The sequence below is a fragment of the Fictibacillus sp. b24 genome, assembly GCF_030348825.1.
Taxonomy (GTDB): Bacteria; Bacillota; Bacilli; order Bacillales; family Fictibacillaceae; genus Fictibacillus.
In genome coordinates, this window is sequence record NZ_JAUCES010000005.1 from 3,821,987 (window position 1) to 3,838,283 (window position 16,297).

At 38.7% G+C, this 16,297-nt stretch carries 19 protein-coding genes; 3 read left to right on the forward strand and 16 right to left on the reverse strand.

All coding sequences use genetic code 11. The features are described from left to right. Positions 1-182: 182 nt before the first annotated feature. The 5 genes from QUF49_RS20105 to QUF49_RS20125 form a co-directional block, all read right to left on the reverse strand. Positions 183-1,385 (reverse strand): D-alanyl-D-alanine carboxypeptidase family protein, encoded by a 1,203-nt coding sequence (locus QUF49_RS20105; RefSeq protein WP_289497448.1) that lies wholly within the window; start codon positions 1,383-1,385, stop codon positions 183-185. A gap of 187 nt (positions 1,386-1,572) precedes the next feature. Next, positions 1,573-2,508: a magnesium transporter CorA family protein gene (locus QUF49_RS20110; RefSeq protein ID WP_289497449.1), complete on the reverse strand. Its 936-nt coding sequence runs from the start codon at positions 2,506-2,508 to the stop codon at positions 1,573-1,575. A gap of 41 nt (positions 2,509-2,549) precedes the next feature. After that, positions 2,550-2,849, reverse strand: a complete 300-nt coding sequence (locus tag QUF49_RS20115; protein WP_289497450.1) for a hypothetical protein — start codon at positions 2,847-2,849, stop codon at positions 2,550-2,552. Between the two features lie 48 nt (positions 2,850-2,897). Then, complete coding sequence (locus tag QUF49_RS20120) at positions 2,898-3,308, reverse strand: NUDIX hydrolase (protein ID WP_289497451.1); 411 nt, start codon at positions 3,306-3,308, stop codon at positions 2,898-2,900. Between the two features lie 76 nt (positions 3,309-3,384). After that, positions 3,385-4,287 (reverse strand): hypothetical protein, encoded by a 903-nt coding sequence (locus QUF49_RS20125; RefSeq protein WP_289497452.1) that lies wholly within the window; start codon positions 4,285-4,287, stop codon positions 3,385-3,387. Between the two features lie 223 nt (positions 4,288-4,510). Between QUF49_RS20125 and QUF49_RS20130 the strand changes: the two genes are divergently transcribed. Both QUF49_RS20130 and QUF49_RS20135 read left to right on the forward strand, forming a co-directional pair. Continuing rightward, on the forward strand, positions 4,511-5,764 hold the full coding sequence (locus tag QUF49_RS20130) for a tetratricopeptide repeat protein (RefSeq protein WP_289497453.1): 1,254 nt from the start codon (positions 4,511-4,513) through the stop codon (positions 5,762-5,764). Positions 5,765-5,781: 17 nt separating this feature from the next. After that, positions 5,782-6,111, forward strand: a complete 330-nt coding sequence (locus QUF49_RS20135) for a hypothetical protein (protein ID WP_289497454.1) — start codon at positions 5,782-5,784, stop codon at positions 6,109-6,111. 48 nt (positions 6,112-6,159) lie between these two features. Here QUF49_RS20135 and QUF49_RS20140 read toward each other — a convergent pair whose 3' ends face one another. The 5 genes from QUF49_RS20140 to QUF49_RS20160 all read right to left on the reverse strand — a co-directional run bounded on the left by QUF49_RS20140 (position 6,160) and on the right by QUF49_RS20160 (position 8,408). Next, complete coding sequence (locus QUF49_RS20140) at positions 6,160-6,495, reverse strand: L,D-transpeptidase (RefSeq protein ID WP_289497456.1); 336 nt, start codon at positions 6,493-6,495, stop codon at positions 6,160-6,162. A gap of 48 nt (positions 6,496-6,543) precedes the next feature. Beyond that, positions 6,544-7,041: a DNA-3-methyladenine glycosylase I gene (locus QUF49_RS20145; protein WP_289497457.1), complete on the reverse strand. Its 498-nt coding sequence runs from the start codon at positions 7,039-7,041 to the stop codon at positions 6,544-6,546. A gap of 51 nt (positions 7,042-7,092) precedes the next feature. After that, entirely contained in the window at positions 7,093-7,650 is a 558-nt protein-coding gene (gene lepB, locus QUF49_RS20150) for a signal peptidase I (protein ID WP_289497458.1), read from the reverse strand. An 8-nt stretch (positions 7,651-7,658) separates the two neighbouring features. Further along, positions 7,659-8,060 carry a VOC family protein gene (locus QUF49_RS20155; protein ID WP_289497459.1) on the reverse strand — a complete coding sequence of 134 codons (402 nt, stop codon included), beginning with the start codon at positions 8,058-8,060 and terminating at the stop codon, positions 7,659-7,661. Between the two features lie 168 nt (positions 8,061-8,228). Continuing rightward, positions 8,229-8,408 carry a hypothetical protein gene (locus QUF49_RS20160; RefSeq protein WP_289497461.1) on the reverse strand — a complete coding sequence of 60 codons (180 nt, stop codon included), beginning with the start codon at positions 8,406-8,408 and terminating at the stop codon, positions 8,229-8,231. A gap of 81 nt (positions 8,409-8,489) precedes the next feature. On the opposite strand from QUF49_RS20160, the gene QUF49_RS20165 reads away from it, so the two are divergent. Next, positions 8,490-9,230 carry a metallophosphoesterase family protein gene (locus QUF49_RS20165; protein ID WP_289497462.1) on the forward strand — a complete coding sequence of 247 codons (741 nt, stop codon included), beginning with the start codon at positions 8,490-8,492 and terminating at the stop codon, positions 9,228-9,230. Here QUF49_RS20165 and QUF49_RS20170 read toward each other — a convergent pair. The 6 genes from QUF49_RS20170 to QUF49_RS20195 all read right to left on the reverse strand — a co-directional run bounded on the left by QUF49_RS20170 (position 9,227) and on the right by QUF49_RS20195 (position 16,292). Then, positions 9,227-9,799: a DUF899 family protein gene (locus QUF49_RS20170; protein ID WP_289497463.1), complete on the reverse strand. Its 573-nt coding sequence runs from the start codon at positions 9,797-9,799 to the stop codon at positions 9,227-9,229. The genes QUF49_RS20165 and QUF49_RS20170 overlap by 4 nt on opposite strands. Before the next feature lie 82 nt (positions 9,800-9,881). Beyond that, positions 9,882-10,238 carry a VOC family protein gene (locus QUF49_RS20175; RefSeq protein ID WP_289497464.1) on the reverse strand — a complete coding sequence of 119 codons (357 nt, stop codon included), beginning with the start codon at positions 10,236-10,238 and terminating at the stop codon, positions 9,882-9,884. A 9-nt stretch (positions 10,239-10,247) separates the two neighbouring features. Beyond that, a complete protein-coding gene (locus QUF49_RS20180; protein ID WP_289497465.1) occupies positions 10,248-11,273 on the reverse strand; it encodes an S-adenosylmethionine:tRNA ribosyltransferase-isomerase in 1,026 nt (341 codons plus the stop codon). Beyond that, the gene (locus tag QUF49_RS20185; RefSeq protein WP_289497466.1) at positions 11,273-11,998 is read right to left on the reverse strand and encodes an SDR family NAD(P)-dependent oxidoreductase; all 726 of its coding nucleotides are present in this window, start codon (positions 11,996-11,998) and stop codon (positions 11,273-11,275) included. Before QUF49_RS20185 ends, QUF49_RS20180 begins: the two co-directional genes overlap by 1 nt. A 172-nt stretch (positions 11,999-12,170) precedes the next feature. Beyond that, positions 12,171-13,136, reverse strand: a complete 966-nt coding sequence (uvsE, locus tag QUF49_RS20190) for a UV DNA damage repair endonuclease UvsE (RefSeq protein ID WP_289497467.1) — start codon at positions 13,134-13,136, stop codon at positions 12,171-12,173. Between the two features lie 126 nt (positions 13,137-13,262). Beyond that, a complete protein-coding gene (locus tag QUF49_RS20195) occupies positions 13,263-16,292 on the reverse strand; it encodes an efflux RND transporter permease subunit (RefSeq protein ID WP_289497468.1) in 3,030 nt (1,009 codons plus the stop codon). Positions 16,293-16,297 lie beyond the last annotated feature (5 nt).

Consider the following 16,297-nt stretch of genomic DNA (forward strand, 5'->3'; position numbering starts at 1 on the left):
ATATACTATAAATGGTCGTTGTCCTATCTTTTGTTGATATTTACTGTGATATTGTTGATATACATCTGAACTTGGTTGATATTCATTAAACTTTGTTGATTTTTCTCTCGTTCATGCCGATAACACTATTGTTCAGTAAATTCAACTCATTCAAGCAAATAAAAAAACCGCCTAATGACGGTTTATTTCACGTAACTGCGAGCTACATGTCTCATTTTTCTATGTTTTTGTTTTTGGCTGCGCATGCGTAAGATCACAAGAAAGGCCAGAAGCAGAAGTAATCCAGAATATAAGAATATGCTTGCTTTAACAATCTTCTGCATAAATGATGAGTCTACTTCCTCAACCGCTTCCGTCTCAGCTGCTGCCGGCGCTTCTTTTTTCTTTTCCTTAAAAAGCGTGTGAGTCAGCAGCAAGTTTCCGCTCGAATCCTTCAGTTGCAGTTCACCATCAGCAGTAACGTTCTGAATCGGTTTTTCCCCCTTAGGCAAAGTAACGGTTAAATCGTCTTTTAGTTCATATGTTTTTCCGTTTTCCGCTTCAATCTTTTTTCCAGCAGAAAGGGTTTGTCTTTCGAAGTTTGCAAATCCGTAGTCGCCGATCGCCATTGTATCCCAATAAGCAGCGCGGCTTGAGGGAGCTTTTAGCGTGACGATGATTACATCTAAGTTATCACGAGAAACAGCTGTAACAAGAGTATGCTTGGATTCATCAACATACCCATTCTTTACACCTACTGTTCCTGGATAGTCCCACAATAATTGGTGGTGGTTTCGTAAAGTCGTGTCCCATCCTTCACCTACCCAAGGCAATTCTTTTGTAGCTACGATTTCACGAAAGACATCATTTTTCATCGCATACTGAGTAATCTTCGCCATATCTTCAGCTGTCGTATAATGTTCTACATCAAACAGTCCATTTGGATTAACAAAATGAGTGTTATCTGCTCCTACTTTTTTAGCAAATTCATTCATTTCATCTGCAAACGAAGCTACATCACCAGCTACATATTCCGCAATCGCAATTGCTGCGTCGTTTCCTGAGTTGATCAGCAATCCTTGCACAAGTTTCTTTAATGGCACGTGTTCTCCTTCAAGAAGATATACTCGCGTTCCATCAGCTTTAACTGCCTCACTGCTAACAATAACGGAATCATCTAAGTTGCCTGATTCTATAGCCAGAATGCCTGTAACGATTTTTGTAATACTCGCTGGATACATTTGTTCTGAGCTATTTTTTTGATATAAAATATCTCCTGTTTTAGCATCAATCATTACGGCGCTTTCGCTTTTTATTTCTGGTGTGTTCTCACCCGCCGCTTGTACAAACTGAGTCTGCATCAGCATAACAAGTGAAAGAACAAGAAAAAGGCTTATTTTTTTCATTTCTTTCCGCTCCCGTTAGTCATTTAATCTCCATAACTCTTCGTATGATTTATGTTTTCTTTTGTGGTTGAAATCAAAATGAAATACATTAATTGTCGCCATAAAAAAACAGGCGTTTTTATCAATTGATACCGTTCGACAAAATTCGCCTGTTTCCTCTTATTTATCGTACATTTCCACAGTTTTTTTAGTCAAAATGCTTCTTGTTTTTCTTTCCTGTTAATAAATCTCCAGTCCAGCCCTTCATACGTAACCACAGATAAATAGCTAGTGTAGATGCTACAATTAGAATCATGGCATACAGATAGCCTAGTTTCCACTCAAGCTCTGGCATGTTTTTAAAGTTCATTCCCCAAATTGCCCCGATCGCCATCGCAGGGGTGAATATGACAGTAAACACCGTCAGCGTCTTCATGATCTCATTACCGCGATGTGAGGAGAGAACCTCTTCTAAGTTTAATAAAGTGTCGATATCCTGCCTGTAATGAGATAGAAGCGTTGTTGTACGATCAATTCTTGTTTCAATCCTCTTGTAAGCCGTCGTTTCCGTGATTTCATCAAGAAATGCTTCTTTTATGGCCAGCTGTGTTTCATGAACAGGAAGCGTTAAGTCACTCCAGTTAATCAGTTCAATTCGGCGATCGTAAATACTGTTCAATAATGTTGTATGGTTATTTTGCTGAACATCTCTTTGGAGTTCCTTTAGTTTGAACTCTAATTCGTCTATACCGTCCAGGAAATGGTTTATCAACTCACCTAACAAAATTAAAAAACCTTCTACTGGTGTCTTTTCCTCTAAAATCAAATGATTACATGACTCCCTGTAATCACCCTCAATTCGAGCAAGGTCCAGTCCTACCGTGATAAGAGATTGTCGTCTTATATAAAAGTGAAAGATTTCGAAGTCAGATTGATTCTCAGGGTCTTGTTTGTATGTTAAAGAACCTCTAACTATCGGCTCGCCATTGTCCTCTTTTTCAATGCGTAAATAATTAACTTTTTCATTCTGGATATTCTCAAGCCAATTCTTACAGCCTTTGTTGTTCGATATTAGTTGATGAATGGTATCATTATGGCAATCATGACGGTACCATTTCCAATCATATACACTTGTCTGTTCCATTTCTTGATCCATCCTTTATTTTATCTATATTTTTTATATATTTATACAACCGTATAATCCTTTGCGCCTTTCTGCCTCAACCATTTCAGTGAAAACTGCATCATTTCCGGATGGTTTTGCTTAGGATTCTTCGTATACAACCAAATCGACCCTGTTTTTTCCGTTGTCATTACCTTTAATAAGCCAATTGCAGCTAATTCTGTACCATCTTTTAAAATCACTACAGCCGTGTCGTCACGATCTTCTATATAGGTAGAAAGAGATTTTTGATATTCAGGTGCGTCTTTACACCAATCAAGTAAACTTTGAAGATTCTCTTTTGTAGCGAAAACTGGTTTCACTTCAATCCTCCTCCAAAATAGATTTCCCTTTCGATAACAAGGTAAACCTTAAGTTAGATTCTCAGACTGAGACAAGTAACTGCACAACAATACCCGGTCTTCTGGAAACGACAAAGTAAGGGTGTCTAACTCCTCCAAGGATACCCATCTTATATCGTAGATTAAACCATCTGGATCTTGAATTGCCGGGGATCCGCTGATCATTTCAGCAGAAAAGTATTGCACATTGTAATGGATGCCTTGTGAAATACCCTCTTTACTATGTAGTTTCTGGATAATCTTCACCACATAACCCGTCTCTTCCCACACTTCACGAATACAGCATGCCTCAAGACTTTCGTTTCCTTCTCTTCCGCCAGACGGAACGCTCCACCTTTTTTCCTCTTGAGGTAATCCTTGCAGGACCATTAACAGCTTCCCATCATGCACACAAATACAGCTTGCACCTTGCCACTTCATCTAATCTCCCCCTTTTCATGTTACTTTCTTAAGGTAATAAAAAAATCCTGTGCAGCAACACAGGATTTTTCAACAATTATATGACTTTAGACTGATCTGCTACTTTTTGGGTATTAATGATTCTGCGGTTACAATGGTCCCAAATATATAGCGTTTTGCTGTTTTGTTCTAAAAGTGACAGAGAATCATTTGTGCATTCAACGATCTTTGAATGAGGAATTTCATGTTCCTTCTGTTCTCCTGTCTTCATATCAATATATACGATTCGCTCACTCTTACCCGTTGCCAGGTCCAGCTCATAAACAAGCAGGTGGTCATCTACCTGGTATAGTGCACGAGGTGAGATAGATAATTTATATTCTGTAACGACTTTATCCTTTTCATTTAACACCATGATTTTCTTAGGATCTCCGTTTAGTACAGGTGCACCGGAAACGTAGACAAGATTCTCATGACATAAAATATCAGTCGGTGCCATGTTGCTACCAAGGTTGATGCGTTTTTTCTTGCCGTTGCGGATGATATAAAGAACCGCTTGATCTTCTTCTACTATATAAGAGGAAATGTACAGAACATCTTGGTTCATCTCAACTTCCCACAGGTACCCGTTCACTTTCCATTCTTTCAAGAGTTCAGGTTCATTTTTAGAAAAAATTAATACTGAGCCTTTTGAACCATCACCCTCACAAGCTACAACGACACACGATTCAAATTCATAAAAGTTAGGTTGCCCCTTAACGATCTGAGATTTTAAGCAGCCGTTCTTATAGTCAAAAATGAAGAGCTTATGATCCTTGGATTGATCTTCTACCTTTTTGGAGAACCAGTAATTTTTCTGTTTGTCCATGAATACATCGGAGTAGGTAAAAGCACCTTCCTCATTTCTTACTACACTTCCGGCCTGTTCAGGATCACGTGAGACGTACAGCGATTCATTCTTCTCTGCAGCTCGTGATGATAATTTATACATTTTAGCCATTGTACTCTCTCCCTTCATATTTGACGCCGGCCCCATGCTGACATAGGATTTATGTAAAACGTTTTTTCAAAATTATCAATTTCTAGCAAAAACTTTGTATTTTCTGTTATATTTATCTTATCAAACAATGCGTTTATTCTGTATTGGGAAAAATGGTAGGATAGTTACTTGTTTATTAGGGGTCTTGCATGACAATTTTCCCAAGTTCTGAAAGGGGGATTTTATGGTCGGTCAACGAATAAGATATTATAGGAAAACCAAGGGCCTAACCCAAGAAGAGCTGGCACAGGGAATTTGCTCTGTCTCATACTTGAGTAAAATTGAGAAAGGGGACGCCAAATCAAGCGAAGAAGTCATTAACATGCTTTGTGAACGTCTGGGTATTTCGCCCGAGGAAGTGGATGAGAGTAAGATCCTCGAAATGTTGAATGAGTGGAATATGATGATGGTTAATAGGCAGTTTGACGAGGCGATAAATTTTTTTCCTAAAGTTGAAAGTAAAATTGATCATGTTACACATCCTGAGATAATGATTACTTTTAATCTATATTTAGCAAAGTATTATATGGTAAAAGATTTACCCGAATTAGAAAAAGCAAATTTAGCTTTAGAAAAAGTGAAAAAGGTTTTTGACCAACTGACTCAAGATCAAAAATTTAATTATTTCTTACTACAAGGTATGCACTATAATTATAGCGAGAAATATAATGACGCACTTCAATTTCTAAAATTAGCTGAAGGAGAGTTGGGTAAAAGTTTAAATATTATAGAAACCGAGATAGCAATTTTATATTACTTATTAGCACTTACTTATAATTTTTTAATGAGAATAAATTCGGTTACTACTTATGCTTTTAAAGCTATTTCAATATTTGACAAGGAATATAATTACAGCAGAAGTGCCGACTGCCAGGTACTATTAGCTATTAGTTATAGACGAGCTAAAAATTACGATTTAGCAGAATACCATTTAAACAATGCTCTTAAGTACTCCAAGTCATTTAAAGATGAATTTATGAGTGGTGTTATCTACCATAATTTAGGTTATGTAACATCGTGCAAAAATGAACACCTTAAGGCGATAGATTACTTTAAAAAAAGTCTTGAATATCGAAACAGTCAAACCAAGAAAAGAAAAGCATTAACATTATTTTTGCTTGCTACTGAATACTTAAAACTTAAAGATTATAAACGAGCTGAAGAATATGTAGAAGAAGGATATAAATATTCTAATAACGATTTAGAAGTATATTATCATCTAAAGGTTCTTCAATACCAAATAAATGAAAACTACGATGCGAAGTTCGAATCTTTAATTAGTAAAGACGTTATTAGTTTTTTTGAAAACAGAAGTAACTGGGAATATGTAGCGAAGTATTCAGAATTGCTAGCTGATGTTTATTTTGACCAAGCACTCTATAAAAAAGCTAGCACATATTATCGAATTGCAAATAACGCAAGGAAAAATATAGTATAATACTAGGAGGAAAAAAAATGAAGAAACTAGTGGTTCTTACTCTTGCACTAGGTTTAGTTCTCTCATCAAACATGAGTTCATCTTTTACTTTTGACGATTCACCTAAAATTAATAAGGTACAATTATCTTTTGATGATTCACCCACTATTAGAAAATCTTCCAAACTAGCTTTTGATGATTCACCTACTATTAGAAAATTTTCTAAATTAGCTTTTGATGATTCACCTACTATTAGAAAATTTTCCAAACTAGCCTTTGATGATTCACCTACTATTAGAAGTAGTTCTAATTTAGCATTTGACGATAGTCCTACAATTAGAAGCGCTAAATATATAAATTCTTTATAAAATCACTTGTTAGAAAACCCCCAGTTCAATTTTGAACTGGGGGTTTTTCTATGCCCTTATCACTACCTTCGTTCCAATCGGCACAATTTTAGATAGTTCCAATACGTGGTTGTTATGCATGCGCACACAACCTTTGGATACGTTTTTGCCTATGGACGATGGGTTGTCTGTGCCATGTATGCCATAGTGCGGCCGTGAGAGCCCCATCCACATCACTCCAAATGGGCCACCTGGATTAGGCGCTTTATTGATAATGGTATATGTTCCAGTCGGTGTAGGTGTCAGCAATTTCCCCACTCCAATGGGATAGCGTTTAATGACTTTCCCATCTTTTACGAGGGCGAGTCTTTTTCTTGCTGTTGAAATATAGATTTCATAAGGCATCGTCATACCTCCCGCTTTAGCTTATGCAGGACAAGTAAGAAATGCCTCTTATTTGATTGTAACGAAACAATGTTCACTATGTGACGCAGGTATTCTCCCGGTTGCCTCAAGGAAGCTTTCCGCTGTTGTTAATCCTACATGCTTAAACGTCTTCTGCAGTGTTTTTTGTTTATCTTCTTTCCCATCAGGCAGTTCGTTTAAAAATACCTCAAAGCTGCCAAACTTCTTAACTATGTCGTTTACCCTTTTAGCATTCTCAATCGTCGCTTCAATCTTTTTTCTATGCCTAACGATTCCTGCGTCTGCTAGTAATTGCTTTATATCCTCTTCTTCAAACAGCATTACCTTTTTTATTTCAAACTCTAAGAATGCTTTTCTGAAATTCTCCCGTTTGTGAAGAATTGTTTTCCAGCTTAAACCGGACTGAAACAACTCTAACGTTAAGCATTCGAAAAGCTCATTGTCCCCGACAACCCATTTACCCCATTCGTTATCATGGTACTGCTGCAGCATCTCACTCTCTTCACTCCACTTGCATCGGTTCATTGAACATACTCCTTTATAAAATAATAAAAAGCGCAGCGGGGCTGCACTTTTTTATTGAGTAGCCCGCATTTCAGAAAACGGGTAAATGACTACTTCTGAACGTCCTTCAATTGAATTTAATTCAATCAAACCTAGACCGTTTCGCGAATCCATACTGTTTAGGCGATTATCACCCATTACGAACGCTTTGCCTTTTGGCACTTTTATCGGACCAAAATCTTCCGTTAAGTACACTCCCAGGTTTTTCGCTTCCGACTTATTTTCCTGCAGGTACGATTCTTGTACTTTTTTATCGTTTACGTAGAGATCGTCACTCTTCATTTGAATAATATCTCCTTCAACTCCGATTATCCGTTTCACATAACGTTTATCGTCACCTTTTATTATGACGATCTCACCCTTTTTCGGTTCAGAGAAGGCGTAAACGATTTTATTAACGTATAACTTTTCCTGATCGTGCAATGTAGGTGACATGGAAGCTCCTTCTACCATGTACGGGGCAAAGAAATAGGCTTTTGTAACAAAAACAAAGACTAATGCAAACCCGATGGCTTTGAACCAACTAATCCATTCACTTTTCTGCTTTGTTTCTTTTTCCTGTTCAATCATATCTTTATTCACCTCGGCGACACGATTTCAATTTTTATTCGATCTGGATCTTCAAAGAATAATGCGTAATGACTTTCTCCCCCTGCAAAAGGGAACTTGTCTTCATATAAAAAGGAAATATTTCTCTTCTTCAATTGTACACGAAGTTGCTCTATTTGGGCACGTGATTTAGCCCAAAAGGCCAGGTGATTAAGTCCTGAACGCTTCCGATGAAAAGGTATTTCTTTATAATGGTCCTCTGTTTGTGTAAATACGAGATAGGCAGTTCCGTTTTTGTAACTAAAGCCTTTTTCCCATTGCTGAAAAAGAGAATAATTCAATTCTGGCATAAGCCAATCATAAAAGGCTCTTGTCTCTGTCAAATTATGAACATTTATTTCTATATGATGAATTCCTTCTGGGGTTGTCATTTCTTCTTTTCTCCTACTATTTATTAAATCTATCAAACGCTAAACACTTTGCTATGGTTAAAATGTTTATAAGAATTCTTTTACGCTCTCTATTAATCATTTCCTGCAAGAAGTATTATTTATTTTTATGATTATGAATGGCAATCCCCTGGTACCGACTTTTTATTTTTAATAAAATCCATCCTTTATATCTGTTGTTATTCTAATTGCACTGCTGATTGCAACAATTAAAAAAGTGGCAAATTGAATGCTCAGCCATTCATTTCTATAGAAAACACAATACACCAGACCTAAGAAGGCTGCCAGGAAAAGCAGTATGTCAAAAATAAACACTACCTTTCTTTTCATCGTTTACCTCACCTCAAAACTGTTGTTCAAATGTTAACCCTCTTTTATAATAATTCATAAGAATACAAAGGTGGGAATATCTTGAAGCTTCTTTTTGCATACTTTACCGATATTCACGGAAATATAGATGCCTTACAAGCGGTGGTTGATGATGCTATTAAAATTGGTGCAAGACGCTTTATTTGTGGAGGCGATATGATAGGAATTGGACCTTTTACGAACGAGGTGTTAGAGCTTTTGTTTAACCTTCCCTCTGTTGATATGGTTACAGGTAATCATGACGAGGCGGTTCTTTCATTGAAGTTTGGTCTTCCTTATCCAGAAAGCCATTTCCATGCTAAGAAACATCATCAGTGGATTGCAAATCATCTTGAAGATAGATATGCTAACAAACTGCACAAACTTCCTCGTGAACTGAAGTTTGAGCAGGAGAATATTCGGTTTCTTATTACCCATTATCCTTTTAAAAGTGGAAAAAAGGAATCTCCCATTTCCGAAGATCCCTTTATGCCAATTATTAGCCAACCCGATACTAAATCTATGCATGCTCTTTTTGGGCACTCGCTTCCCTATGACTTTATAGGATTTGGGCACCATCATATCGTTCATGATTTTAAAATTGATCAAACACATTTTGTGAATCCTGGGGCTTTAGGATGTAATGCGCAGGCTGAAGCTCGTTATGCGCTTGTTTATGCAGCTGGTGATACCCTTTATATTGAGTATAAATCTGTACCTTACAATCGTACAAACCTGCTTATAGCATATCGCTCGCTACAAGTGCCCGATGGCCCGTTTTTAATAAAAGCTTTTCATAGTTAGAGATCTTTTACCGGCTTATATCCTTCTGAACCCGAAGGAAGAAGTTCGATTAGCGGCCACACTGAACAAAAATCGTCTCCTGGACCAAAAATACTTTTTGCCACATGATAGATGTTATTCTGACTATCTTTTCTAAATGTTGAAACGCCAGGGTACTTTACTCCATCTTTCTCAAATCCTAAATCTTTTTTGAACGTATTCTCTTTTGTTGAAATCATAGGGAATGTCCATCCTCGCTCCATAGCAACACGAGTTTGCACTTCCGGAACGTCTGGAGAAGAGAGATAGAATGGGGCTTTTCGCTTAATGTGATGGTATACACCGCTAAAACCATCTGCCCACATCGTACAATAAGAACAGCTCTGTCCCATGTTATGAATAATCATTAATTCGTCACTTTCCCCAAACAAGTCCAGCAGCGTTACGGTTGAGTTGTTTGAATTCAAGAAATGATAATTTTCCACCTGCTGTTGAGGTACGGTTTTCTTTAGCTCTATCAGTTTAGCCTTTTTCTCAAAAATTTCTTTTTCTAGTAACTCAATCTCTTTTTCCGTTTCGTAAACAATCATTTTTCACCCTCCCCAAATAATTCTTCTACCTTCCAATTCTATATTTCTATCCAGAACCCTTTTCATAATAAAAACCCTCATTTTAGCGAATCGAGGGTTTAGTAGTACATATAAATTCTATTTCTTCATCATCCGGACCTTCATAAAAAACCGTACTCCATCCGTTCGGAAGTTCATAAGGTCCTTCTATTGGCGTTACTCCTGCTTGTTTCAGCTCATTGATTTTTTCTGTTACAGAGGTAACGCTAAATGCGATATGCGTTGCAGCATGATCAAACGCTGCATGTATGAGTTCAATCTGAAATCCTTCTCCTTTTAAAAAGAGCAGCTCCGTATCATTCCAGGTCAGCTTTTCTTTTGCTGTAACGGGTAAGATCAACTCATAAAATTCACTAGACCGCTTCATGTCACTTACGTATATTCCCACATGATGCAACATAACAAGTTCCTACAAAATGAGATTCATATCGCCAAACTCGTGCCAGAGATAGCGTTGATGAATGGCATCGGTATAAGCGCTATACAGTTTTTCACGATCCACAAATGCCGACAGCAGCTGAAGATGACTCGCTTCTGGTTCATGCATGCCAGTAATCAAGCCATCACACACTTGTAGTTTCGTGTTTTCAGTAATATATAGGTTGGTCCAACCACTTGCTGCCTGCAGCATTCCTTTTTCAATAGCGACGGTTTCTAAAGTCCTTACGACCGTTGTGCCTACTGCGATGATCCTGCCACCTGCATTCTTCGTTTCTAGAATAAGCTCAGCTGTTTCTTTTGGCACTTCATAGTTTTCAAAGTTCTTATCAGGTCCTTTATGCCACTTGTCATCTAGCAGGTAACTAAGTCCCGTGTGAAGCGTAATGTATGCAATCTTCACTCCCTTTTTCTGCAGACGGAACAGAAGCTCCCAGCTAAATGCGCGACCAGCAGAAGGCATCTCCACTGAACCTGGTATTGTGGCAAAAACCGTTTGATAGTAATCTAGATTCCAAGGTTCCTGAATGTACTCGTATCTTACCGGCTCTCCTAAATCATATATCTGGTCAAAAAGTGAGGAGCAGCATAGATTAAAGGCTAGTGAAACAAAAGGTGTATCATCGGACTGCTCAATAATAGTCGCTGTTAGAGTCGGCGAAAAGCGAATCACGTCATCCTTCTTTACGTTTCCGCTTACCGGGAGCGCTTCCCATATGGATTCATTTTTCCTGTGAGCAAGTCTAATCTCGACCTCTGTTCCGTCCAGTTCTTTCTTACTTTTTAAAACCGCTGGAACGGTGCGGCTTGCATTAAGGACAAGCAGGTCCCCTTTCTTCAAAAAACGATCCAACTGATAAAACTGCGTGTGATTGGTTTGGCCTGTTGTTTTGTTGAGCACCATCATTTTCACATAATCTCTGCGTAACCCACGTCTTTCTGGCGGCTGCTTTGCATTTAGTTCATCAGGAAGTTCAAACTTCATGGCAGATTGCATTAGAATTCACTCCCCTCTAATTGAAAGGACTGTGCCTCAAAACGCTTCCCTGTAATATGAGATGATGCGTCTGATGCTAAGTAGCCAAATACTGCTGTAATCTCTTCTGGCTTTGCAAGCTCGTAATCGCAGTCTGGTACAGCAAGCCTATGCATATCAGTATCCATTTCTCCAGGATCGACCATATTGACACGAACGCCTGACTCACCCACTTCGTCTGCCCACGTTTCTGTTAGTCCTTCAAGTGCAAATTTTGAGATGCCGTAAGCACCCCACCCCGCATATCCTGTAGCCCCAGCTTCTGAGGTGATATTGATGATGCTGCCTTTCTGTTTTTGAAGCATGATTGGAAGCACTCTTCTTGTCACGAGAAACGGCCCGATCGTGTTTACGCGGAGAACTTCTTCAAAGTCCTGCTCTGGATAATCGAGTAAGTAAGGCATAGGGCTAGGTCCTAGAATTGAAGCATTATTGATCAAAACATCTATTTTGCCAAAATACTCTTCTGTCAGTGCAACAAACCGCTCTACATCTTTTGCTTTAGACATATCTGCTCGTATTGCTAATACATCCGCCCCCAGCTTCTCCGCTTCTTTTTTTATTTTACCGATGGCCTCTTCATTTCTTGAACAAATCGCTAAGTTATATCCTTCACGTGCAAAATAGTGTGTAAGGGCTTTCCCTAAACCTTTTGATGCTCCTGTAATCATTGCTACTTTTTTCATGTTTGTTCCTCCTCGAAATCATCCATTATTCTTTATCATATACTTTTTATACATTTTTGTTTACTAAGTATCTTAATTATAGTTTCAAGAAATTTGTTTAGTCAATCTCTTTGTTTCACAAATTTTTCGACAAATTTCCCGGAAAATAAAAAACCTCTGCCTCAGCAAAGGTTTACTTTAGTCGAAACGACGCTCCATCTATTATTTCGACATCTGATCTTTTCTTTATTTCTCTCATGAGTTGAAAAAGAGCTAAATCCTTTTTCTTTGATTCGATCATGCAGTGCATCTCGTCAACACTGCCTTTTACTTCTTTTAAAAAATCAAAGAACATTTCCACATCCACAAAGTCTGCGTGATTTCTAAATTGTTTCTCATTCTTTGGACTGGATATATGCATCTTTAACGAAAGTGGTGAACGTTTCCATGTATCCACTACACGAGGCCAGTGCTGTACCCAGTTTTCATCCTGATGAAAAGCCAAATGATGATGGTAATCAAATACAAGTGGAATTTGGAGCTTTTCACAAAGATATAGAGCGTCAGCCATTGAAAAAGACGTATCATCATTCTCAAGCATGATCATTTTTTGAATGGGTAAAGGGACACTTCCCCAATTCTGCACAAACCTTTCAAGGGCTACATCTGTTTCCTTATAATTTCCGCCAACGTGCATCACGCATCGATGTTCTGTGTCGATGCCCATATTTTTTAATAGTTTATAGTGAAGCTGCAAAGTTTTGAGCGAGTTTTTTAGAACCTCTTTTTTCGGAGAATTGATCAGTACGAAATGGTCGGGATGAAAATCCAGTCTCATGTTATGCTGTTTTGCGTACTTTCCCATTTCATGAAGTGCATCCGTTAAAGGACTAATATAATCCCAATCCAGCAGTTCACTATGATTCGCCAGTGGAATGATGCGGGATGTCATGCGGTAAAAGGTAACATCATTTGCCACTGCATGCTTTAAAACCCTGATTGTATTGGTTATATTGGCAAGCGATATGCGCTCTAGTTTTCTTAAACCCGCCTCTCTATTTTGAAGCTGGCTGAATTGTTTATACGTCATCGTTTTTGATGGAGAAGCATTTTGCAGTTCCATACTCATCGCTACAAATCCAAGTTTAATAATGGTCATCTGTTACACCTCTTTTTCATCGTTAACAGTATGACCCTTTTGAGGTGGAATCTAACCAAACCAGACCAATAAAAAACCACCTAAATGCCATGTTTCAGCACTTTAGGTGGTCTCATTGTAAACTTATTAAGCTGCTTTCTCAGCCTGCTTTCTCTTTTTACGTCTAAATAGATTTCCAATGTTAGCTAGCATTTCATAGATTACAGGCACAACAACGAGTGTTAGAAGTGTCGATACCGACAAACCGCCGATAACCACGATCGCCAAGCTCTTTGATACAAGACTGCCGCTTTCTTCGCCAAACATCAATGGAAGCATCGCACAAATCGTTGCAACTGCTGTCATCAATATAGGACGCAAGCGGGTTGATCCCGCTTCTAAAATGGATTCTCTCACACTTAATCCTTTTTCACGCTGCTGCTGAACGCGGTCAATGAACACGATCGCATTTGTTACAACGATACCGATCAGCATTAGAGCACCAATCAGAGAGGAGATGTCGACTGGAATACGTGTAATAACAAGTGCTAAAACGGCACCAACTGCCGCGAATGGTAGCGAGAAAAGGATCGCAAACGGTGCGCGTGCCTGGCCGAATGTGATAACCATGATTAAGTAAACGATCAGAATAGCAGCACCCATCGTTAAGAATAGGTCCATAAACTGTTCATTCATCTCTTCACCCACTCCGCCTAATGCAACTGAAACACCCGCTGGTTTTTCAAGTTCCTTTAGAATAGCGGCAACATCCGCATTTACTTTCTTAACGTTTTTATCAGTGATGATTCCTGTAACTTGCAAATATTCTTTACTGTCTTTACGGAAAATTTGTGATTTTGCAGGTCGAAGCTCTAAATCTGCTACATCTTTTAATAGCAAAGGTCCTTTTACAGGTGATAGAATTGTCGTTTTCAATAAATCGTCCCGATTAGTCACGCTGCTTAAATCGTAACTCATCATTACGGGAAGTTTGATATCATCGATTGTGATCTGTCCAACTGGACTCTTTCCTGTTAATCCTCTAACTTGCTGTGCGACTTCAGCTGGTGTTAAGCCTGCTGCCTGTGCTTTACTTTGATCAACATTTAAAATCCACTCATTCTTCAGATCTTCATTGTTAGATTGAACATTTTCAAGACCTTTTACGTTCTTAAGTTCTGCCGTAAGCTTTTCAGCCATTGGAGCAAGATCTGCTTGTTTTTCAGCTGTGATGTTCAAGCTAATGGCATCTGAGCTTCCACCCATCATGCTTGCCATACCCGCTGAAATGGTAGCTGGTGCATATTCTTTCTCTAATGCTTTAATTTCTTCTACAAACTTTTCGGTGTCTGCCCCTTTTTTCATCTTGGCAACAAGTCTTGCAATATTGTTCCCTTGAGCCGCTCCCCATTGTGCCATTTCACTTGAAACCCCAACTTGAGAGTAGCTTGCTGTCACATCATCAGAGTTATTGATATATTCTTCCAGTTTATATGTGCCCGATTTTACAGTATCGAGCGACGTGTCTTCAGGATATTCAATGCTTACGTTCACCATACTCTCATCAGCAGATGCCATTGATCCTGCAGGCATTACTACATAAAGTGCAATAGATCCTGCGAAAAGCAGAACACAAATCCCGCTTACGATCCATTTATGGTTCAATGACCAATTCAAGATATTAAGGTAGCGTCTTGGTGGTTTTGGCGTATGCTCTTTTACATTTTTAAGCATTTTGTAGCTCATTAAAGGAACAACTGTCAGGGCTACGAGTAACGATGCTAGAAGTGAATATACCATCGTTAGTGCAAAAGGCAGGAAGAATACGCCAAGTGCTCCTTCAACAAGTCCAACTGGTAAAAATACAGCGATCGTTGTAATTGTCGAGGAAGTGATTGCTTTTGCCACTTCTCTCACCGAATCTACTATTAGTTCTTTCGATCGCTCACCCGTTTGTAAGCGCCGGAAAATATTCTCGATAACTACGATACTATCATCTACTAATCTTCCAACTGCAACCGCTAGACCACCAAGCGTTAATATGTTCAGAGTGATGCCTGATTGGTGCAGCAAAAAGAGCGTTAGACAAATAGAAAGCGGAATACTAATAACGGCAATGACCGTTGATTTAAAGTGTCGAAGGAAAAGCAAGATAACTATGGATGCAAACAGTGCTCCTAATGCAACTTCTTTCGCCATGCTCATTACAGAATCATATACGGAATCTGATGTTGCGTAAAAAACATTCAGTTTGAACGAATCACCGTACTGCTTATTGATTTCTTCCATCTTATCCCGTACATCATCGCCGATTTGAACAGCGTTTGCGCTTGCTTCTTTCGTAACAGACATATACATAGCGTCTTTTCCATCAACATGTGTAAAGGACTCTAAGCGTTGTTCATCCTTTAGTTCTGCTACATCTTTCAATAAAACACCTGGAGCAACAGCGATGTTTTTCCATGCTTCCAAGTCTTTCATCTCACCCACTACTCGGAGCGTGTTTGTTTTGTTTTCAAGGGTCACATCTCCAGCTGGAAGTGAAACATCTTTTCCTTGAAGTGCAGCCAAGATCTGCGGCGCTGCTACTTTTTTCTCAAGAAGCTTAGTGCTGTCGAGCTGCAAGGTTATTTCACGAGTAGCTTTTCCGTATAACGCTACATCGGAAACACCTTCAACACTTTCAAGCTGTGGAATGACTTCTTCTTCAATCAGCTTATAATCTTGGGTTGTAAATGCTCCATCTTTATTAAGTGTTAAATCCATAATCGGAATCATGGACGTATTTAACTGAATAACATAAGGTTTGTTAACCCCTTCTGGAAGTGGGAAGTTGTTTGTCTTTCGTTCTACCTCTCTAGCTGCTTCTTTCATATCCGAATTCATATCAAACGTTAGATCGATCTTTGAAATTCCTTGCCCAGAAACAGATGTAACCGTATCAACACCTTTTATGTTACGAAGGTCTTGTTCCATCGGTTCTGTAATGGTGTCAGTCATCGTTTCTGAATCCATTCCATCTGCTAAGGTTGTGACCGTAACCATCGGATTATCAATGCTCGGCAAAAACTCCATCGGTAAGCGCTGTCCTGCATAAACCCCTAATGCAGAAATCAACAAACACATAATCACGATGGCCGAGCGATTTTTTAAAGAAAACCAGGTCAGTTTCAACATTTCCC